This is a genomic window from Pseudomonas sp. S5F11, from assembly GCF_019641515.1.
Classification (GTDB): Bacteria; Pseudomonadota; Gammaproteobacteria; order Pseudomonadales; family Pseudomonadaceae; genus Aquipseudomonas; species Aquipseudomonas rhodesiae.
The window spans coordinates 2,262,025-2,280,349 of sequence record NZ_JAIFJZ010000001.1 but is presented as its reverse complement, the minus strand read 5'-3'; the positions used below and the strand labels follow the sequence as shown (position 1 = coordinate 2,280,349).

Here is an 18,325-nt window from a genome sequence, read left to right as displayed (position 1 = left end):
ATGGAATCGGCAACGAAATCGCTAAAGCGGCCAGGCGTGCGCTGGTTTACGGGGTTGTCTCTCTGGTGATCATTGCAGTAGCTGCGTTTGTGCTTGGGAGGCTCTCTCATGGCTGAACTCGCCCTTATCCGCACAGCCCAGGGCCTGGTACCCGCCACCGAGGCCGACCGCGAGCTAACCCAGAAGTGGAAGCTGGGCCAGGTCGTGCACGGCAAATTCACCCGCATGCGCAACGCCAAGTTCCACGGCAAATTCTTCTCGATGCTGGATCTGGCGTGGGAGTACTGGGAGCCGGTCGGCGGCCTGGTGCCTCGTCAGGAGTTGCGAGGCATACAGGGTCTGGCCAAGTTCTTCGAGGCGCAGAGCGGAAAGCCTGGGCAGTTGTCGCATGCGGTTAATGCATACATCGCCGGCCTAGAGTCGGCCAGGGCTGAGCGCTTTCCTGCCGTGGACAAGTCCCGCGAGGCATTCCGTGAGTGGGTGACGATCGAGGCCGGTCATTTTCATCTTGTGCGCACTCCCGACGGCGTGCGCAAGGAAGCCAAGTCGATCAGTTGGGCCTCGATGGATGACACAGCCTTTGAGCCCCTTTACCGCGACGTGTTCAACGCCTGCTGGCGCTTGGTCCTGTCTGCCCACTTTGAATCGGAAGAGGCGGCCTTGAGTGCTGCTGACCAGATCGGGAGCTACGCATGAGCCATAACTTCAAGCCGGGCGACCTGGCACTGACGCTGGTTTCGAAATACCAGATTCCGGCTATGGCTACTGTGTCGCTGGTTGTGTTCATTCCTGCCGGGGAGGGTGCTATCGAGCCGGATGGCTGTTTGTGGTTCGCTCCGCACGCGGGCTGGGTCGTTGGACGTGATGATGAGGACGGCTACGGATTCTTCAGGGCGGCAGACCTGATGCCGTTGAGGGGCGACTTTACCCATGAGCAGCAGAAGTCGCAGGAGGTGGCCCTGTGATTACTTGGTTCGATGTGATCGTTTATGCGATCGGCTGGGCTGTGCTGATCAGGCTCGCATGGGCAATCGGCAAAGCGATTCCTCGGGTCGCTATCGCAATTGGTCGGGCATCCAGTGTTTGCCGATGGACGAAAGCAATCATCCGCACGCATGGCCTTAAAGGTCGCGCAGGCTTGTCATGGATTCCGTTGTTCTTCTGGACATTCATCGGCGGCTTCAGCTATTCGCCCGACAAGCTGACTCACAAGCACGGAGTTTGGTCGGACATTGGCGACTGGACGGTTTTCCCGCCAAAGGAGGCCGCATGAAGCGCACCCCACTGCAGCGCAAGACCCCGATCAAATCTGGGGCGCCACGCCGCAAGCGCTGCCCCGAGTGCCGGGTGATGTTCACGCCATCCAGAAGCGCGCAGGCGGTGTGCGGCGAGATCGAGTGCGCCATCGCACACGGCAAGTCCGAGAAGGGGCGAGCCATTGCCGGGAAAGCCTTGGCAGAAGTAGGGCGCCGGGAGATCAAGGTCCGCAAGGAAAAGCTGAAGAGCAGGGCGGATCACCTGCGCGAAGCCCAGGTCGCGGTGAACGAGTACGTGCGCCTCCGTGACGCGCACCTGCCGTGCATCAGCTGCGACTCCACGCCGAACGACAACGACCTCATGACCGGCAGCCGCTGGGACGCCGGGCATTACCGCTCCGTCGGCGCGTGTCCTGAGCTTCGCTTCGAGCCGCTGAACATCCATCGCCAGTGTGTGAAGTGCAACCGCAACCTTTCCGGCAACGCCGTGGAGTACCGCATCCGCCTAGTCCAGCGCATCGGCGCCGAGAAGGTGGCATGGCTGGAAGGGCTGCACCCGGCCTGCAAGTACACCGTCGAAGAGATCAAGGCCATCAAGGCCAAGTACCGGGCAATGACCAAAGAGCTGAAGAAGGGGGAGGCAGCATGACCTATCGCAACGTTGTTTCAGCAGTAGTCCGGGCCTTGGCCGCGGAAACCATCAACTCTGCCGGCGGCTGCGATTTCGAGCCAAAGGTTCAGTGCGCGAAGCAGAAGGGGGAGATCGTCGGGAAGGAGGCTGCCTTCCTGACCGACTGCTGGGTGTTCGGCCGGCTGCATAAGTCGCTGTCGGCGGCGCACTGGCGGGCGCTGGTGGCGAAGTTCTCGACCCACACCGAGCGCAAACACGCGGCAATCGCGGAGCTGACCAAGGTCATGCGATCCCCAGCGCCCGAGCGTTTCCTTCACTGTGCCGTCGTCACATGGGCGTTGCCAAAGCTGCCTGGCGTGGATGGGAAGCGGTCGACGAACGTCTTGCCGGCCGGCTGGTACGAGATGGACAACTGGTCAAACGAGCCGCACCCAATCAAGACCCAAGAGCGCTGGCGGCGTGACATCCGCAAGGTGCTGGAGGGCGCCGTTAACGAGGCTTTGACCGAGGCTCAGCACATTCTCGACCATGAAGGCCTATTGGTGGCAAATGTCGCTTGACGACGAGTGAGCCAATGAGCCAATATCCACCCATCCTGTCATTCCTGCGCGTTTAGGAGTGACCACAAGAAGCCCGGCCCAAAAAGCCGGGTTTTTTATTGCCCGCAAGAGGGCCTCAAGAGTCCCGGACGGGGCGGAGCAAATATGGACCCAACCGACCTTGGCCCAGGCACAGCTACCTGGCTGAGCGGAACGGGCACCGTATTGCTGGGAGGATTCCTCTGGCTGCGCAAGTTCCTCTCTAAGGATGCAGCTGACCGCGCAATGGATAACGCCGACATCGGCACCGTGCGCCGCCTGAATGAACTGCTCGACTCCGAACGTGAGGCCCGCAAGCTTGCCGAGGCCCGCGCCGATCAGTTCGCCAAGGAGCGCAATGACTTGGCCGCAACCGTCGGCCGCATGGAAGGGAAGATCGAAGCCCTGACCAGTCAGGTCGCCAACCTCACAGAGCGGGTGACGCTGCAAAGCGACGAGATCGCCCGCCTGCGCATCAAGCTGGGAGGTACTACCTGATGGACAAGTGCGCAATCCAGTTCATGGCCCGCCATTGGTGGCGTCGGGTGGAGGTGTGGTTTATCGCGATGCTGCTGGTCACCGGTGGGGTCTTCTTCGGCTTCCAGCTCGGTCAGTGGGCGCTGGCTGATTCCTACCGCCAACAGGTCGCCGAGATCCGCGCCGCCTACGACGAGGCCACGCTGCAGCGTGACCATCGCCTGGATGAGCTGACCCGAAAGACCAGCTCGGCAGCCGAGAAGGCCACCAAGGCGGCGACCACCGCTACAAAGGCAGCCGACAAGGCTGATGAGGCCCTCAATCGGGTATCGCCGTAACCTCGCCGTTCTGACCATTCCTGCGAGCGCGGCACTCGGTCACGGCGAGCATGATCGCTGCAGTCAATCCCGGCATGAGAAATGTGAATAGGATCGTGAGATCCCAGCTCATTGCCGCGCTGCATGGGAAGGCCCAGAAAGTGGCGACAATGACTGACGCGATAACTCGCCAGTCACGTGGGTGCCTGGGCTTGCTCGCCATTGCGGCTGCATAGGCTTTCCAGCACCCCCATAGGCTCGGTACAGAGATGGCGATTATCGTCACTGGCAAGGCAAGCTTATCCATATAGACGATGGCTATGACCAAATAGATTAGTCCCCAGAGGAAGATCAATGTCACTGGAGCGATTCCGGCGAGCGCACCAAGCGTGAGGGCAATACGAATCTTGGTAAGTCTGGTCATCCCGATCCCTGTGGGGTAATTCATTCGCGGATAGGATAATTCCACCGCGCCACGAAATCGACATGCGCCGTTTTGTGGCGCGGGAGTAGCTATGAGCAGACCGATGCCACCGGCCGACCTGCTCGAGTCGCTATGGCTCACCCTGCAACCTGCCCCTGATGTATGGGAGTGGATACAGGCCGAGATCCTCGCCACCACCGGTGGTATCCACAACGAAGAGCACGCTCACCTCATCGACGCGAATGTCGGCGTGCTGTGGGCGTCGTCTGCGTTTGCGAAGAAGGGTAGGACGGTGCTGGGCCAGGCCGAGCAACTGATGATCCGGGCGGGTGGTTGGCAGAAGGCCCGACAAGAGCAGCAGATGCGTGACTGGTTCGGCGAAGAGCCAGAGTTCCTGATCACCCTTGCCGCTGACTACTGCGCCCAGTGCACCGAGGCTGAGTTCTGTGCCCTGGTAGAGCACGAGCTGTACCACATCGCCCAGGCGAAGGATCAGTACGGCGCTCCCAAGTTCACCCAGGAAGGATTGCCCAAGCTTGAGATGCGCGGTCACGACGTCGAAGAGTTCGTCGGTGTGGTCCGCCGCTATGGTGCGAGCCCTGACGTCCAAGCGTTGGTGGACGCTGCAAACAGTCCTGCTGAGGTGGGGAAATTGAACATATCGAGGGCCTGCGGAACCTGTCTGCTCAAGTTGGCCTGATGTAAGACAGGCGTGAGACGGAATCTAACTTATGGCAGCCCTGAAAAATGAGGTGAAGAGCTTCATCGTTCAGGCTTTGGCCTGTTTCGACACGCCGAGCCAGGTCTCACAAGCGGTGAAGCAAGAATTCGACGTGGACGTGACCCGCCAGCAGGTAGAGCAGCACGACCCCACAAAGCGTGCTGGCTCCCATCTGGCACTCAAATGGCAAACCCTGTTCCACGACACTCGCAAGCGTTTCCGTGAGCAAACCGCAGAGATACCCATAGCTAACCGAGCTTATCGACTCCGCGCCATGAATCGTTTCGTGGAGAAGGCCGAGACGATGAAGAACATCGGCTTGGCAATGCAAATTCTCGAACAGGCCGCGAAGGAAACCGGCGACATCTACGTCAACCGGGCCCGGAAGGAAGAGGTTGGCGACGAACCGGTGATCCCGACCCGAATCCAGGTCGACGTGGTGGATGCGAGGAAGCCGAATGCCGAGCCTTAACGTTCCGCAGGCTCAGTTCCTCACACTGCCCCACAAGTTTCGCGCGTTCGTTGCCGGGTTCGGTTCAGGCAAGACCTGGGTGGGATGCTCGGCACTGAGCAAGCATTTCATGGAGTGGCCTGGCGTCAACGCGGGCTACTTCGCACCGACTTACCCGCAGATCCGGGACATCTTCTATCCGACCATGGATGAGGTGGCCTACGACTGGGGGTTGAAGACGAAGATCAACCAGGCGAACCACGAGGTTCATATCTACAGTGGCCGCCAGTCCCGCGGCACTGTGATCTGCCGATCGATGGAGAAGCCGCAGACCATCGTCGGCTTCAAGATTGGCCATGCTCTAGTGGATGAGCTGGACGTGCTGACCGCTGTCAAGGCGCAGCAAGCTTGGCGCAAGATCATTGCCCGGATGCGCTACAACCTGCCCGGGCTGAAGAACGGGGTGGACGTAACCACGACACCGGAAGGCTTCAAGTTCGTCTTCCTGCAGTTCGTGAAGCAGTTGCGGGACAAGCCTTCGCTCAAAGAGATGTACGGCCTGGTACAAGCCAGCACTTTCGACAACGAGCTGAACCTGCCGGATGACTACATCGCATCCCTGATGGAGTCGTATCCACCACAGCTGATCATGGCGTACCTCAAGGGCCAGTTCGTCAACCTGACGTCCGGGACGATCTACACGGCCTACGATCGCAAGCTCAACGAATGCTTCGACACCGTAAAGCCTGGTGAGCCCCTGTTCATCGGCATGGACTTCAACGTCGGCAAGATGGCGGCGATCACCCACGTCAAGCGCGATCAAGGCTTGCCCAGGGCCGTGGATGAGCTGATCGACGGCTACGACACGCCCGACATGATCCGTCGCATCAAGGAACGCTACTGGCAGCACGATGGGAATGACTTCAAGAAGACCTGCGAGATCAGGATCTACCCGGATGCCTCGGGCGATTCACGCAAGTCTGTGAACGCCAGCATCACCGACCTTGCCATGCTCAAGCAGGCCGGGTTCGCGGTCATCGCTCCAGCGGCAAACCCGCCGGTGAAGGACCGAATCAACGCAATGAACGCCGTCTTCTGCAATGCGCAGGGCGAGCGCCGCTACCTGGTCAATCCGTTTACCTGCCCAACCTACGCCGATGGCCTGGAGCAGCAGGTGTGGGGCGCGAACGGGGAGCCAGACAAAACTGCCGGGATCGATCACGCGAACGACGCTGGCGGTTACTTCATCCACCGCGAGTACCCGATCATCAAACCGGTCACCGCTATCAAAATGGGATACGCCCGATGAGCAACGACGTCTCCTTCAAGCGGGCGGATTACATTGAAGCGCTGGACCGCTGGGCGACCGTTCGCGACGTCTGCGCCGGGCAGCACCGGGTTGTCGATCGGCTCCCGTACATCAACGCGCACGACAAGTCGCCGGAGAACGAAGACCGGAACCGGGCTTACCGCGAGCGAGCGGTGTTCAAGAACGCCACCGGGCACACCCGTAACGGATTGCTTGGCCTGGCCTTCCATAAAGACCCGACACTCACGGTGTCGAAGAAGCTTGAGTACCTGCAGGACAATGCCAACGGTTCCGGCGTCAGCGTCTACCAGCACTCCCAGGGCACGCTTGAAAAGGTGCTTGAGGCCGGTCGGCATGGGCTGTACGTCGACTATCACCAGGACGACAGCATCGGCGGGCACTCGGTGATCCTGTCCTACTGCGCTGAAGACATCATCAACTGGCGCACCGGCATGGTTAACGGTCACAGCGTGCTGACGCTGGTGGTGTTGCGTGAGTCGCCTGAGATTCCCGACGGCTTCGGTTTCAAGACGGTCGAGCAGTACCGGGAACTGGCGCTGGAGGACGACGGCTTTGTCTGCCGGGTCTGGCGCAGGTCCGGGCCGAAAGGTGGCGGGCCGTTGGCGGTCACCGAAGAATTCAGGCCTGAAGGTGTCACTGGGCGTTTCAAAGAGATCCCGTTCACCTTTGTCGGCGCGCAGAACAATGACCCCAGCATCGACGAATCACCGCTGTACGACATTGCCATGATCAACCTAGGTCATTACCGGAACAGCGCCGACTATGAAGACAGCGTTTTCTGGTGTGGGCAGGCTCAGCCGTGGATCAGCGGCTTGGATGAGCAGTGGCGCGACTGGATGGAGAAGAACGGCGTCTATGTCGGCTCCAGGGCGCCAATGATGCTGCCGGCCGGTGGCCAGTTCGGCTACGCGCAGCCATTGCCCAACACACTGGTCAAAGAGGCCATGGCCGACAAGAACCAGATGATGATCGAGCTGGGCGCGCGGATGGTGGTGGCGTCAATTGCCACCAAGACCGCTACGGAGTCTCGTGGTGATCAGTCGGCCTCCACTTCGGTGCTGGCCGGCTGCGTGGCAAACGTAAGCGAGGCTTACACCCGAGCAATCATGTGGTGCTGTGCCTACATGGGCATCGCTGACAAGAAGGTTGCCTACCAGGTGAATCAGGAGTTCGTCGAGCTGACGGCTGATCCGCAGATGATCACCGCCTTGGTCGGCTTGTGGCAGAACGGCGGATTCGCGAAGGCTGACCTTCGGGCCTACCTGCGTAAGTTGGGCCTGATCGCGCCAGAGCGCACTGACCTGCAGATCGACGGCGAATTGCAGGAGCAGGGCGACGGCCTGGGCCTGGACAACGAGGACGCACCAAATGGCGGCAAACCAAGCAATCCATGACGCCACCATCCGGCACGCCGTTTTCCTCGAAAAGCTGAAGGCGGGGGAGGTGGGCAAGTTCGCCCCCTTCCTCAAGGAGATCGATCGCTCGATCCGCGACCGGCTGACCCAGTCGGACCTGACCGAGTACAACGTCAAGCGCCTGGAAGCGCTGCTGAAGGAGGTCGACAGCCTGTTGCTGGGCATCTTCGACCGCTACAGCGCGCAACTGAACCTCGACTTGGTGGATATCGCCAACTATGAGGCCGAGTTCGAGGCGACCAGTCTTGCCAGGTCAGCACCGGTCGGCGTATCGCTCGACGTGGTTGCGCCGACAGCCGCAGCAATCCGCACTGCAGTGCTGAAGAATCCGCTCAGCGTGCGCGGTACCGGCGGTGGGAAGTTGCTGAAGGCCTTCATCAAGGGTTGGACCGGCGCCGAGCGAGAGCGTGTCACCGGCACTATTCGGCAGGGCTACTTCGAAGGGCAGACGAACTTCCAGATCATCCGCAACATTCGCGGTACCAAGGCTGCCGGGTACAAAGACGGCATCCTGGCGACCACCAACCGCAATGCCGCCACGGTCGTACATACCGCGATTCAGCATGTGTCGTCTCAGGCGCGTATGGAGGTGGCCAAGGCCAACACTGACATCGTGGAAGAAATCCAGATGGTGGCCACGCTGGACAGCAAAACCAGTCAGCTTTGCCGCTCTATGGACAAGCGCAAGTTTCCGGTGGATTCCGGCCCAAGGCCGCCATTCCACCCGAACTGCCGCACTACCTTCATTCTCCTGACCAAGCTCAGCGCGATGTTTGCCAAAGGTGCTACCCGGGCTTCGGTGGGTGCCAATGGCGGACAGCAGGTCAGTGCCGACCTCGACTATTACCACTGGCTTCAGCAGCAGCCTGCGGCGTTTCAGGATGTGGCGATTGGTCCGGTGCGTGCCAAGCTGTTCCGGGAGGGTGGCTTGACCGTGGAGCGCTTCTCGGAGCTGCAGCTTGATCGCAACTTCGCGCCGCTGACCCTGGCGCAAATGAAAGGGCTTGAACCGCTGGCATTCGAGCGCGCCGGAATTTAACCGAACACATTCAATCAGCCGCCTCCGGGCGGTTTTTTATTGCCTGCAAAGCGGGCGAAACATACCCAAGGGGTGCATCAACGTGGCAGAAGAAAACGAAATCGACCTGGAAAACCCGGCAATCAAGGCCGCTATCGCGACTGCCGTTGAAGCATCCGTTTCTGGTTTGAAAACCAAGAACTCGGAACTGCTGGGCAAGCTGAAGGAAACCTCCGGCAAGTTGACCCAGTTCGAAACCCAATTTGAAGGCATCGACATCGACGCCGTCAAAGGACTGCTCAGTCGAGCGGGCCAGGACGAAGAAACCAAGTTGCTAACTGAGGGCAAGGTTGACGAAGTGTTTAACAAGCGCACCGAGCGCCTGCGTGGCGAGCACGACAAGCAACTGAAGGCGCTCGCCGGCCGCGCCGAGAAGGCTGAAGCCTTCGCCGCCAAGTTCCAGGGCAAGGTCTTGGGCGACTCGGTGCGCGGCGCTGCACTGAAAGCCGGCGCACTGCCGGAAGCAACCGACGACATCATCCTGCGCGCCAAAGGCGTGTTCTCTCTGAACGAAGAGGGCGAAGCGGTCGCTGTCGATGAGCATGGCCAGACCATCCTCGGCAAAGACGGCAAGACCCCTCTGACTCCGCTCGAATGGGCGGAATCCCTGCGCGAAAGCGCACCCCACCTGTGGCCAAGGGCTTCAGGGACACAAGCCCCGGGCGGGGGCGGCGGCCAGGCTGCATTCAAGCGCTCCGAAATGACCTCCGAGCAAAAGCGCGAATACCAGCGCAAGCACGGCCAAACCGCATATCTGCAATTGCCCAAGTAAGGGGAAATACTCATGGCGACAACCGTCAATAGCGACCTGATCATCTACAACGATGAGGCGCAAACTGCATACTTGGAGCGCGTTCAGGACAACCTGGACGTGTTCAACGCATCTTCCAATGGCGCGATCGTCCTCGACAACGAGCTGATCGAAGGCGACTTCCGCAAGCGCGCTTTCTACAAGATTGGCGGCTCGCTGGAACACCGCGACGTCAACTCCACCGGGAAGGTGACCGCCAAAAAGATCGGCGCCGGTGAGGCCGTCGGTGTCAAAGCACCGTGGAAATACGGCCCGTACCAGACCACCGAAGAGGCGTTCAAGCGTCGCGGCCGCCCGGTTGATGAGTTCTCCCAGATCATCGGTGCCGACGTTGCCGACGCGACCTTGGAAGGCTTCATCCAGTACGCCACCGCCGCGTTGCGCGCCGCCATCGGCTCCAACGCCGGCATGGTGGTCTCGGCGAACATCGAAACCGACGGCAAGAAGACGCTGACCCGCGGCATGCGCAAATTCGGCGACAAGTTCGGTCGCATTGCGTTGTGGGTTATGCACTCCAGTGCCTACTTCGACATCGTCGACGAGGCCATCACCAACAAAATCTACGAAGAAGCCGGTGTCGTTATCTATGGTGGCCTGCCTGGCACCCTGGGCAAGCCCGTGCTGGTGACTGATACCGCGCCATCTGACGTGATCTTCGGCCTGCTGCCGAACGCCGTGGTGATCACCGAGTCCCAAGCCCCCGGCTTCCGTTCGTACAATGTGGACGACGAGGAAAACCTCGGCATCGGCTACCGCGCCGAGGGCACCGTCAACATTGACGTCCTGGGTTACAGCTGGAAGGAAACTGCCGGCGGCGCGAACCCAACCCTGGCGGCTGTCGGTTCGGCGGCCAACTGGGTCAAGCATGCCGACAGCAACAAGGTCACCGCCGGCGTGATGATCACCCTCACCACTACGCCACCAGCCGGCGGCTGATATTCACCCCAGGAAGCGGTCGGCAACGGCCGCTACGGAGATTCCCATGGAACTGATTTACACGAACCAGCTTGAGGGCTTTGATCCGGAGAAGCGCTACCGGACTGCGAGTCTATTTCGCGGCATTGAACGCGACGCGACGGCGGTGGTAGTCGTTGGCGAACATCCAGATATCGTCGCTGCCTATGAGGCTGCAGGCGTTGACGTGTCGGTCGTCGAGACTCCAGCACCTTCCGCAGTCAGCGTGCCAGCGGGACTATCCGATGCGCTGGCTGAGGAAATTGCCAGGTTGCGGACTGAAAATGGCGCGCTCATTCTGCTGGTTGATGGCCTGGAAGCTGGCGAAATTCAGCGACCCGAATTTGGTGAAATCGCGTTGCGATTGTTTGGCGTGCTGGGCACCATCCACACCTCGGTTGGAGAGCTGACTACTGAGCGTGACGGCCTGCTCGTGACCGTCGACACACTGCGCGGCGAGGTTGAAGCGCTGAAGAAGGCCGCCATCACGCCGCCGGCTGATGAGGCTGGAGAAATCGCCGACCTGAAAGCCAAGCTCGACGAAGCGAAGGTGCCATACCGGGCCAACGCCTCGAAAGACTCCTTGGAAAAGCTCGTCGCTGATCTGCCCAAGGCGTGATACTGCTGGCTGCCGGTTACCCGGTGGCCAATCTTCAAACCATTCCAGCGAGTTGACGCATGACACTCATCATCGAGGACGGCACCGGCAAGCCTGACGCCGAAAGCTACGCGAGCGCTGAGGACTTGGCCATGTATGCCGTGAAATTCGGCACGGTTATCCCCGCAGGCGTTCCCGAGCAGGAAGCATTGCTGCGCCGGGCCGCCTTGGCGATGGATGGCAAGACCTGGAAAGGCCGCAAGATGAGCAGCGAGCAGGCCTTGTCCTGGCCGCGCCGGGAAGTGCTGCTGGATCAGGAGATCAAGCCGAACAACTACCTGCCGGCGCGCATCCAGTATGGCCAGATGGCCCTGGCCGCCGAGATTCATCAGGACGATATCGACCCGGTGGAGAAGCGCAAAGGAGCTGTGCTGCTGGATCGTGTTGAGGGGGCGGTGACGCGACAGTATGCGGCTATTCCGTCTACCAGTAACCGGCTGCTGCCAGCGGCGCCTGATCGACCCAGCGCTACGCAGTTTTCCGACTATTTGCAGCGGCGCGGACTATTTGCCGTTAGAGCCTAGAATAGAAGCTTGGAAACGATCTTCAATATTCTGGCCTGGTGATGGATGGAGATAGTTGATTTGCTCATAGATCTAATTTCACTAGCTTTGATTTTAACGGGGATCACAGAGTGGTTTTTTCTGTGGCTCATTCTGTTTTTTAGCGCATCAGTGCGGAATCAAAGTTTGCATCGAAGCAGGCGACGAATGATTGCGTTATGCAGTCTGCCTTTGATTGCACTGTTTCAGGCGGTTATGTCGTACAAGTTTTACGACGATAGCCACAGCAATTGGCTGGTTGCTTTGTCTGCGGCCGCAATTCCTGCATTTGCTCTTCTATATTTGCGTGCTTTCTTTTTAAAGAGATCAGACTTTACCCACTAGAAACTTCTGGAGAAATCATGGCCACCTTCTACGATGAAATGGCCGTGATGGCTCTGGAGATGATCACAGAGTTCGGCCAGCCCGTGACCATCAGCAAGACGGAGCCGGGCGAGTACGACCCGGAGACGGGCGGCGAAGCGCCAGGCGCAACCGTCGAGCAAATTGCCCAGGGCATCCTGCTCGACTTCACCGGCCAAGAATTCCAGAACAACAGCCTGATCAAACAGGGCGACAAGAAGCTCAAGATCGCCGCGCAGGGGCTGACCTGGGTGCCGGGCTTGCTGGACAAGGTGGGCGCCCAGGGCCGCACCTGGTCCATCGTTCCGCCGCTGAAAGAGGTCAATCCGGCCGGCACGCCGATTCTGTATGAACTGCAGGTGCGGTCTTGAGCCGGGCAGGCGCCGGTCAATCCGGCAGCTTCGCCCTGAGCCTGGCCGAGTTCGCCGCCCAAACCAGCGAAGCCATCGACGCCAGCGTGCGCGAGATCATCATCGAGGTCGGCAGCAGCCTGATTCGAATGTCTCCCGTGGGTAACCCGGAGATCTGGGCCGCAAACGTTGCTCACCGTGAGGCGAACACTCGGGCGGCCGACGACTATGACTTCAAGGTCGCGGTCCGCAATACGATCATCAACCTCAACGAGTCGAACTTCACCAAAGCCGGCAAATTGCGAAAGGGTGTGAAGTACGCCAAGCCCCTGACAAAGACCGAGCGCGACCAGAATTTCAACGTGAACGGTTTGGTGGCTGGCAAGGACTACGTCGGCGGCCGGTTCCGGGCGAACTGGCACATATCGCTTGGCGTGGTAGAGAGCGTCACCTTTGATGAGGTTGACCCGAGCGGCGCCGAAACCACCGCTGCAATGGTTGCCGCGATGAGTGATTTCACCGCTGGCCAAATGGCCTACATCATCAACAACTTGCCCTACGCGATTCCGCTGGAGTTCGGCCACTCAACCCAGGCCCCCGGAGGCATGGTTCGGGTAACTGTGGCTCGCTTTCAGCAGATCGTGCTGGAGGCCATCAGGAACAACCAAGTATGAGTCACGCACGCGCCCGTCAGGCCATCGAAACGAAGCTGGCCGCATGGGCGGCTGCGCGCCCGATAAGGGTGGCCTACCCAAATCAACCGTTCACTCCGGGTTCTTCTGAAACCTACCTCCAAGCCTTTCAACTTCCAGCCAGCACCACCTGCCGCTATCTCGGCGGGGAGGCCTACGAGTACGCCGGTGTTTATCAGGTCAGCATCGTTTGTCCGTCCGGCCAGGCTTTGGCCACCGCCGAGACGCTTATTGACGAATTGACCCGGCTGTTCCGCGTCGACACACCTCTGACCCGTAACGGTTTCGATGGCCTGATCACTGAGCCAGTAGATCAGGGACCAACTATCACAGAGTCGGCGACCTACACGGTCCCGGCCAGCTTCACCTACCTGGGTGTCGCAGACCAACCGCCCGCTGGGGCATAACCTACCGCCGTCAGGCGGGCACTCAAGAGGAAATACACCATGGCCGCACGCTTCCCGCTGCCGAACGGCGCTGTGCTGGAGATCGCCAGCGTTATGGGCTCCGCAGTCGCTTTCACCGCATTGACCAATGCGAAATCGCCAGTCGCTGCGTCTGTAGGGCACAGCATTGAAAATGGCGACGTTTTGCTGATCAACTCTGGCTGGGCGCTCATCAACGACCGCGCAGTAAAGGCTTCCGGCATTACTGCAGATGCTTTCGCTCTGGCCGGTCTCAACACGACCAATACCGACAAATACACCGTCGGTGCAGGCGCCGGTTCTGTGATTCCCGTGTCCGGATGGACGCAAATCTCCAAGGTGACTTCTTTCACGTCCTCAGGCGGTGAGCAGCAGTACCAAACCGTCGGCTACCTGGAAGATGACGACGACAAACAGTTCCCGACAAACCGCAATCCGACCACGATCACCATCGTGGTGGAGGACCAGCCAACGGCTCAATACGTCGAGACCGTCGAAGGGTACGACGACACCAAGGAACTGGCGGTGGTCCGCATGAAGCTGCGTAACGGTGACCAGATTCTCTACCCGGGCTATGTGAGCATTACTCCTGACCCAACCATGGAGCGCAACAACGTCATGACGCGCACCATCAGCATCGGGCTTTCCGCTCGTTCGCTCCGTTATTTGGCTGGCGCATAAGGAGTTCCCATGGCAAAGATCAGGATCGCCCAGAACCCTACATTCAAGGCATTCGTGCTGATCCCAATTGTTGGAGAGGAGCCCGAGAAAATCGAGTTCACCTTCAAGTATCGGGATCGCCCGGGGCTTGCCGCCCTATTCGATGATTGGAGCGCAAAGGGGAAGGAGATGCGCGAGAGCTTCGGCGAAGCCACCACTTTGTCCGATGTCGTTTCTGCCGAGACCGAGCTTCAGGTGCAGCAAATCAAGGATCTCGTCGTTGGGTGGGGGTTCGATGACAAGTTTGACGACAAGAGCATCCAGGCCCTTGTTAAGTCCTGTTATGGCACAGCCGAAGCGGTCGTGAGCGCCTATCAGAGCGCATTCAGCCAGGCTCGCCTGGGAAACTGATAGCGGCAGCCAAAGCAATGTACGGAAGCGGCCAATCTGCTGAGCAATTGGCTGCTCTCGGGCTGACGGCTGCCGACCTCGATGAGGACGATGTGGAAGTCTGGCCCTGCAACTGGCCGGCCTTCCTCCTGTTCAACAGGATGTCCACACAGTGGCGGGCGGGCACCAGCGGCGCGATCGGTCTCGACTACAGCAGCATCCGCGACGTGGCCGGCTTCCTCGGCATCAAGAAAAAGAAACTCGCTGAAATCTTCCCTGACCTTCAAGTCCTGGAAGGCGAAGCCCTGCGCGTCATGGCGGAGGAAAGGGAAAACAGCCCGTAACCACGGGCACTTATTCAAGGTGAGTCGATGAAAATTGCAGAACTCGGCGTCAAGATCGACTCGGCCGATGCAATCCAGGCTAAAACGAGCCTGGACGAAATGGCGAAGGCCGGCGGCCGGGCCGAGCAGTCCGCCGTTTCGCTGATGAACGAAATGCAGGCGCTGGAAAAGTCGCTGTCCACCAGCGCTAAAACCACCCAGGACCTGGCAAAGCAGCGTGACGCTCTCGCCAAGCTGACTAAGACCGGCGCCTATGGCGAGGCAGAAGCAGCGAAGATATCGGCACAGCTGGACAAGCAGCAGGTGGCCCTGGCCAAGTCCGCACTGGATGAGCAAAAAGCTCTCAACAGCTTGTTGGGGGCGATTGACCCGGCCCGCGCCGCGCTGGCGAAACTCGACACTCAAGTCGAGCAACTTGGCAAGTACTTGGACGCGGGTCGCCTGAGTCAGGACGACTACAACAAAGCCCTGGGCAATATCGACAAGGACTACGCCAAGCTCGAAAAAACCACCACCGGCTTCGACAAGCTGCGCCTCGGCACCCGCCAAGCGCAGGAAAACGTTATGCAGCTCGGTAATGCCCTCTCCACCGGCGATTGGGGGAGCGGTGCCCGGGCAATCACGCAGATCGGCGTAGGGGCTGGCGCCTCCATGAGCGGTCTGCTGGCACTAGCTGCTCCGATTGGCCTTGTCGCCGCAGCCATAGGTGGGCTGGCCTACGCCTACTACAGCGGCAGCAGAGAGACGGAAGCCTTCAACAAAGCGCTGATCCTAACCGGCAACTATGCAGGTGCAAGCGCTGGACAGTTGGGCGATATGTCCCGCCAGGTCGCAGCGACCGTGGGCACCACCGGGCAGGCTGCGGACGTGCTGGCCACCCTGGCAGGTAGCGGTAAGCTCGCCAGCGGCAGTTTCGTGGAGATCGCTGAGGCGGCTCTATCCATGGAGAAGGCCACCGGCAAGTCCATCGAGGCAACCGTTGCCGAGTTCGTCAAGATCGCCGACGACCCAGTGGCCGCCGCCAAGTCGCTCAACGAGCAGTACCACTTCCTCACAGCCTCGGTTTATTCGCAGATCGTCGCACTCAAGGACCAAGGCGACGAAATCGGCGCCACCAAGCTGCTGACCGACACCTATGCCGACACTGTACAGACCAGATCCCGCCAGGTGATAGAGAACCTGAATCTATGGGAGCGGGCCTGGCTTGGCATCAAGAGTGCCGCGAGCGGCGCCCTAGATGGAATCAGCGATGTAGGTCGGCAGAAGAGCTACAACGACCAGATTAAGGACCTGCAGTCCAAGCTCTCCGGCTCCGATGCGTTCGACGTTGGCGGCACGAGGATGAACGCCCAGGAGGTGAGCCCGAAGGTTCGGGCCCAGATTCAGGCGCAGATCACCTTTCTTACGCTGCAGCGTGATGCCGATGATGCTCGGATCAAGTATTTCGATGACCAGGGAAGGGCCCAGCAAGCTGCCATCGTCGCCAGCGACAAGATCGACGTGCTCACCAAATCGTCGTGGACGAATGAGCAGAAGCGCACCGAGGCAATCAAGGAATACAAGCGGCAGCTCGAAGACATCCGCAAGGTCGACCCGAAGGATTCTCGCCTCGATCAGGCGGCGATCGACAAGAACATCTCCAACATCAACGACAAGTTCAAAGACCCCAATGCCTCGGGTTCTCAGGTCAACCTGGCCGGCTTCAACGACGCCAAGAACAACCTGGCGGCCATCGCGGCCGACTACAAAAACTACCAGAAGGAACTGGACGCGGCGCAGAAGGCCGGCCTGGTATCCGAGGCTGACTACCTGCTGCGCCGCCAGGCCCTGATCGGCAACGAGCGCGATCAGGTGACGGCAGCCTACGAGGCGGAGATCACCGCGCTGGAGGCCGCCAAGGGCAAGAAGACCACATCGGCCGCGCAAAGCATCCAGCTGGACCAAAAGATAGCCGATGCGCGCGCAGGGATGGTCAAGGCGCAGAAGGATGCCGACAGCCAGCTTGAAGTGTTGGCCACCAACGAGGCCGGGCGGCTTGCCAAGCAGGAGCGCGCGATCAGCACCTACATTCAGGCGCTGGGGCAGCAGCAGCGAGCCTTGGAGCTGGCTGGCCAGCGTGCAGTCCTCGGTGTGGGCCAGGGTGATCGTCAAAACGCACTCAGCGGCGAGCTGAACAGCCAGCAAGACCGGTTTGCTCAGCAGTCCCTGGAGTTGGCCAACCAGAAGTCCGACCCGTCGCGGAACATGTCGGAGGAAGAGTTCAAGCGTAAATCCCAGGCGCTCGCCGATGCGAACAAGGCCGCCACCGACCAGATCCGGCAGAACTACGCGGATGTGGAAGCCGCCCAGGGCGATTGGACGAAGGGCGCGACGGCAGCTTGGGACAATTACCTGGACTCGGCGCGGAACATCGCCGGCCAGACGAAAAGCCTGTTCGGCAACGCCTTCAGCTCCATGGAGGATTCGCTCGTCAACTTCGCCGTTACAGGCAAAGCGTCGTTCGCGGACTTCACCAAGTCGATTTTGGCGGACATGGCGCGCATTGCGACACGTCAGGCCAGTTCCGCTTTGCTGGGCAGCCTGGTGGGGGCGGCGGCGAGCTATTTCGGCGGCAGTGCTGCTGGCGGCAACGGGCTGGCCGCAGGATCTGCTGGCGCTGCATCTTCCAACCTCGGTGCTTCAGCGGGGGGCTACTCGGGCAGCTACTTCCCGCAAGCCATGGGCGGCGCCTGGTCGGGCGGCGTGCAGATGTTCGCCGACGGCGGCGCGTTCACCAACTCCATCGTCAGCAAGCCAACCTCGTTTGGCATGGCGAACGGCAACATGGGTATCGCTGGTGAGGCCGGTCCGGAGGCGATCATGCCCCTGACCCGGACATCGAGCGGCAAGCTCGGCGTTATGGCCATGGGCGGTGGCGGGGCCGGCGCAACACAGATCAATGTCGAGGTCCATATCGACGGAGACGGCAACGCATCGTCCTCCGCCGACGCGCCTGGCTACGACATGTTTGGCAAGGAGCTGGCGGCTTTTGTTGAGCAGAAGTATCAGCAGCTACGCAACAAGGACATGGGCCAGGGCGGCGTCATCAACAAAGCAATCAAGGGGCGCTGATGGCAATCGAACGATTCACCTGGGCAACGGAAAAGGGCGCGGAGGGTGATGTGACCCAGCGCGTCCGGACCAAGCAGTTCGGCGATGGGTATGAGCAGTCGGTCGAAGACGGACTCAATAACCAGTCCCAATCCTGGCCGCTCACGTTCACCGGCGCCAAGGCTCGCGTTCTGGAAATCAAGGCGTTCCTCGATCGGCACAAGGGCGCCAAGGGCTTTCTATGGGAGCCGCCCTTGGGCGAGCTTGGCCTCTACAAGTGCAACGGCTACAAACCGGTTCACCGTGGCGGTCAGGTCTACGCCATCACCGCGACCTTCAAGCAAACCTTTCATCCCTGAGGCCTATCC

25 protein-coding genes are annotated in these 18,325 nt (G+C 60.2%); 24 read left to right on the top strand and 1 reads right to left on the bottom strand.

Going from position 1 to position 18,325, the window contains the following annotated elements; all coding sequences use genetic code 11:
• Positions 1–108: 108 nt before the first annotated feature.
• The 7 genes from K1567_RS10250 (at position 109) to K1567_RS10220 (ending at position 3,280) form a co-directional block, all read left to right on the top strand.
• Positions 109–696, top strand: coding sequence for a DUF1367 family protein (locus tag K1567_RS10250; RefSeq protein ID WP_220698451.1), 588 nt, complete (start codon positions 109–111; stop codon positions 694–696).
• Positions 693–965 (top strand): hypothetical protein, encoded by a 273-nt coding sequence (locus K1567_RS10245; protein WP_220698450.1) that lies wholly within the window; start codon positions 693–695, stop codon positions 963–965. The genes K1567_RS10250 and K1567_RS10245 overlap by 4 nt, the downstream gene beginning before the upstream one ends.
• Positions 962–1,273, top strand: a complete 312-nt coding sequence (locus tag K1567_RS10240; RefSeq protein WP_220698449.1) for a hypothetical protein — start codon at positions 962–964, stop codon at positions 1,271–1,273. Before K1567_RS10245 ends, K1567_RS10240 begins: the two co-directional genes overlap by 4 nt.
• Positions 1,270–1,905, top strand: coding sequence for a recombination protein NinG (locus K1567_RS10235; RefSeq protein ID WP_220698448.1), 636 nt, complete (start codon positions 1,270–1,272; stop codon positions 1,903–1,905). The genes K1567_RS10240 and K1567_RS10235 overlap by 4 nt, the downstream gene beginning before the upstream one ends.
• Entirely contained in the window at positions 1,902–2,447 is a 546-nt protein-coding gene (locus K1567_RS10230; protein ID WP_220698447.1) for a hypothetical protein, read from the top strand. Before K1567_RS10235 ends, K1567_RS10230 begins: the two co-directional genes overlap by 4 nt.
• A 144-nt stretch (positions 2,448–2,591) precedes the next feature.
• A complete protein-coding gene (locus K1567_RS10225) occupies positions 2,592–2,963 on the top strand; it encodes a chemotaxis protein (protein WP_220698446.1) in 372 nt (123 codons plus the stop codon).
• Positions 2,963–3,280, top strand: coding sequence for a hypothetical protein (locus K1567_RS10220; protein WP_060489639.1), 318 nt, complete (start codon positions 2,963–2,965; stop codon positions 3,278–3,280). The genes K1567_RS10225 and K1567_RS10220 overlap by 1 nt, the downstream gene beginning before the upstream one ends.
• On the opposite strand, the gene K1567_RS10215 is transcribed toward K1567_RS10220, so the two are convergent.
• The gene (locus tag K1567_RS10215) at positions 3,261–3,683 is read right to left on the bottom strand and encodes a hypothetical protein (protein WP_188036190.1); all 423 of its coding nucleotides are present in this window, start codon (positions 3,681–3,683) and stop codon (positions 3,261–3,263) included. The genes K1567_RS10220 and K1567_RS10215 overlap by 20 nt on opposite strands.
• 91 nt (positions 3,684–3,774) lie before the next feature.
• Here K1567_RS10215 and K1567_RS10210 point away from each other — a divergent pair, with 91 nt between their 5' ends.
• The 17 genes from K1567_RS10210 (at position 3,775) to K1567_RS10130 (ending at position 18,316) form a co-directional block, all read left to right on the top strand.
• Positions 3,775–4,383: a putative metallopeptidase gene (locus K1567_RS10210; RefSeq protein WP_220698445.1), complete on the top strand. Its 609-nt coding sequence runs from the start codon at positions 3,775–3,777 to the stop codon at positions 4,381–4,383.
• A 31-nt stretch (positions 4,384–4,414) separates the two neighbouring features.
• Positions 4,415–4,876, top strand: a complete 462-nt coding sequence (locus K1567_RS10205) for a DUF2280 domain-containing protein (RefSeq protein ID WP_220698444.1) — start codon at positions 4,415–4,417, stop codon at positions 4,874–4,876.
• On the top strand, positions 4,863–6,164 hold the full coding sequence (locus tag K1567_RS10200) for a terminase large subunit domain-containing protein (protein ID WP_220698443.1): 1,302 nt from the start codon (positions 4,863–4,865) through the stop codon (positions 6,162–6,164). The genes K1567_RS10205 and K1567_RS10200 overlap by 14 nt, the downstream gene beginning before the upstream one ends.
• Complete coding sequence (locus K1567_RS10195; RefSeq protein ID WP_220698442.1) at positions 6,161–7,579, top strand: DUF4055 domain-containing protein; 1,419 nt, start codon at positions 6,161–6,163, stop codon at positions 7,577–7,579. Before K1567_RS10200 ends, K1567_RS10195 begins: the two co-directional genes overlap by 4 nt.
• Positions 7,554–8,639 carry a minor capsid protein gene (locus K1567_RS10190; RefSeq protein ID WP_220698441.1) on the top strand — a complete coding sequence of 362 codons (1,086 nt, stop codon included), beginning with the start codon at positions 7,554–7,556 and terminating at the stop codon, positions 8,637–8,639. Before K1567_RS10195 ends, K1567_RS10190 begins: the two co-directional genes overlap by 26 nt.
• A gap of 82 nt (positions 8,640–8,721) precedes the next feature.
• On the top strand, positions 8,722–9,450 hold the full coding sequence (locus tag K1567_RS10185; protein WP_104902930.1) for a hypothetical protein: 729 nt from the start codon (positions 8,722–8,724) through the stop codon (positions 9,448–9,450).
• Positions 9,451–9,462: 12 nt separating this feature from the next.
• The gene (locus tag K1567_RS10180) at positions 9,463–10,425 is read left to right on the top strand and encodes a major capsid protein (protein WP_090403895.1); all 963 of its coding nucleotides are present in this window, start codon (positions 9,463–9,465) and stop codon (positions 10,423–10,425) included.
• Between the two features lie 46 nt (positions 10,426–10,471).
• Positions 10,472–11,062 (top strand): phage scaffolding protein, encoded by a 591-nt coding sequence (locus K1567_RS10175; RefSeq protein WP_220698440.1) that lies wholly within the window; start codon positions 10,472–10,474, stop codon positions 11,060–11,062.
• 59 nt (positions 11,063–11,121) lie between these two features.
• On the top strand, positions 11,122–11,625 hold the full coding sequence (locus K1567_RS10170; RefSeq protein ID WP_220698439.1) for a DnaT-like ssDNA-binding protein: 504 nt from the start codon (positions 11,122–11,124) through the stop codon (positions 11,623–11,625).
• 380 nt (positions 11,626–12,005) lie between these two features.
• Positions 12,006–12,377, top strand: coding sequence for a hypothetical protein (locus K1567_RS10165; RefSeq protein ID WP_220698438.1), 372 nt, complete (start codon positions 12,006–12,008; stop codon positions 12,375–12,377).
• A complete protein-coding gene (locus K1567_RS10160; protein ID WP_220698437.1) occupies positions 12,374–13,030 on the top strand; it encodes a hypothetical protein in 657 nt (218 codons plus the stop codon). Before K1567_RS10165 ends, K1567_RS10160 begins: the two co-directional genes overlap by 4 nt.
• On the top strand, positions 13,027–13,455 hold the full coding sequence (locus tag K1567_RS10155) for a phage tail terminator-like protein (RefSeq protein WP_220698436.1): 429 nt from the start codon (positions 13,027–13,029) through the stop codon (positions 13,453–13,455). Before K1567_RS10160 ends, K1567_RS10155 begins: the two co-directional genes overlap by 4 nt.
• A gap of 39 nt (positions 13,456–13,494) precedes the next feature.
• Positions 13,495–14,154, top strand: coding sequence for a phage tail protein (locus K1567_RS10150; protein WP_046382985.1), 660 nt, complete (start codon positions 13,495–13,497; stop codon positions 14,152–14,154).
• A gap of 9 nt (positions 14,155–14,163) precedes the next feature.
• On the top strand, positions 14,164–14,544 hold the full coding sequence (locus K1567_RS10145; RefSeq protein ID WP_220698435.1) for a phage tail assembly chaperone: 381 nt from the start codon (positions 14,164–14,166) through the stop codon (positions 14,542–14,544).
• A 17-nt stretch (positions 14,545–14,561) separates the two neighbouring features.
• The gene (locus K1567_RS10140) at positions 14,562–14,867 is read left to right on the top strand and encodes a DUF1799 domain-containing protein (RefSeq protein WP_220698434.1); all 306 of its coding nucleotides are present in this window, start codon (positions 14,562–14,564) and stop codon (positions 14,865–14,867) included.
• 27 nt (positions 14,868–14,894) lie between these two features.
• Positions 14,895–17,978 carry a phage tail tape measure protein gene (locus K1567_RS10135; protein WP_220698433.1) on the top strand — a complete coding sequence of 1,028 codons (3,084 nt, stop codon included), beginning with the start codon at positions 14,895–14,897 and terminating at the stop codon, positions 17,976–17,978.
• On the top strand, positions 17,978–18,316 hold the full coding sequence (locus tag K1567_RS10130) for a phage tail protein (RefSeq protein ID WP_010567892.1): 339 nt from the start codon (positions 17,978–17,980) through the stop codon (positions 18,314–18,316). Before K1567_RS10135 ends, K1567_RS10130 begins: the two co-directional genes overlap by 1 nt.
• Positions 18,317–18,325: the final 9 nt, after the last annotated feature.

Excerpts from the sequence above, each read along its gene's own strand:
- K1567_RS10130 (WP_010567892.1), top strand. The coding sequence starts at position 17,978 with ATGGCAATCGAACGATTCACCTGGGCAACGGAAAAGGGCGCGGAGGGT.
- K1567_RS10220 (WP_060489639.1), top strand. The coding sequence starts at position 2,963 with ATGGACAAGTGCGCAATCCAGTTCATGGCCCGCCATTGGTGGCGTCGG.
- K1567_RS10175 (WP_220698440.1), top strand. The coding sequence starts at position 10,472 with ATGGAACTGATTTACACGAACCAGCTTGAGGGCTTTGATCCGGAGAAG.
- K1567_RS10165 (WP_220698438.1), top strand. The coding sequence starts at position 12,006 with ATGGCCACCTTCTACGATGAAATGGCCGTGATGGCTCTGGAGATGATC.
- K1567_RS10140 (WP_220698434.1), top strand. The coding sequence starts at position 14,562 with ATGTACGGAAGCGGCCAATCTGCTGAGCAATTGGCTGCTCTCGGGCTG.
- K1567_RS10135 (WP_220698433.1), top strand. The coding sequence starts at position 14,895 with ATGAAAATTGCAGAACTCGGCGTCAAGATCGACTCGGCCGATGCAATC.
- K1567_RS10180 (WP_090403895.1), top strand. The coding sequence starts at position 9,463 with ATGGCGACAACCGTCAATAGCGACCTGATCATCTACAACGATGAGGCG.
- K1567_RS10230 (WP_220698447.1), top strand. The coding sequence starts at position 1,902 with ATGACCTATCGCAACGTTGTTTCAGCAGTAGTCCGGGCCTTGGCCGCG.
- K1567_RS10235 (WP_220698448.1), top strand. The coding sequence starts at position 1,270 with ATGAAGCGCACCCCACTGCAGCGCAAGACCCCGATCAAATCTGGGGCG.
- K1567_RS10205 (WP_220698444.1), top strand. The coding sequence starts at position 4,415 with ATGGCAGCCCTGAAAAATGAGGTGAAGAGCTTCATCGTTCAGGCTTTG.
- K1567_RS10195 (WP_220698442.1), top strand. The coding sequence starts at position 6,161 with ATGAGCAACGACGTCTCCTTCAAGCGGGCGGATTACATTGAAGCGCTG.
- K1567_RS10190 (WP_220698441.1), top strand. The coding sequence starts at position 7,554 with ATGGCGGCAAACCAAGCAATCCATGACGCCACCATCCGGCACGCCGTT.
- K1567_RS10170 (WP_220698439.1), top strand. The coding sequence starts at position 11,122 with ATGACACTCATCATCGAGGACGGCACCGGCAAGCCTGACGCCGAAAGC.
- K1567_RS10215 (WP_188036190.1), bottom strand. The coding sequence starts at position 3,683 with ATGACCAGACTTACCAAGATTCGTATTGCCCTCACGCTTGGTGCGCTC.
- K1567_RS10210 (WP_220698445.1), top strand. The coding sequence starts at position 3,775 with ATGAGCAGACCGATGCCACCGGCCGACCTGCTCGAGTCGCTATGGCTC.
- K1567_RS10145 (WP_220698435.1), top strand. The coding sequence starts at position 14,164 with ATGGCAAAGATCAGGATCGCCCAGAACCCTACATTCAAGGCATTCGTG.
- K1567_RS10155 (WP_220698436.1), top strand. The coding sequence starts at position 13,027 with ATGAGTCACGCACGCGCCCGTCAGGCCATCGAAACGAAGCTGGCCGCA.
- K1567_RS10150 (WP_046382985.1), top strand. The coding sequence starts at position 13,495 with ATGGCCGCACGCTTCCCGCTGCCGAACGGCGCTGTGCTGGAGATCGCC.
- K1567_RS10250 (WP_220698451.1), top strand. The coding sequence starts at position 109 with ATGGCTGAACTCGCCCTTATCCGCACAGCCCAGGGCCTGGTACCCGCC.
- K1567_RS10225 (WP_220698446.1), top strand. The coding sequence starts at position 2,592 with ATGGACCCAACCGACCTTGGCCCAGGCACAGCTACCTGGCTGAGCGGA.
- K1567_RS10200 (WP_220698443.1), top strand. The coding sequence starts at position 4,863 with ATGCCGAGCCTTAACGTTCCGCAGGCTCAGTTCCTCACACTGCCCCAC.
- K1567_RS10245 (WP_220698450.1), top strand. The coding sequence starts at position 693 with ATGAGCCATAACTTCAAGCCGGGCGACCTGGCACTGACGCTGGTTTCG.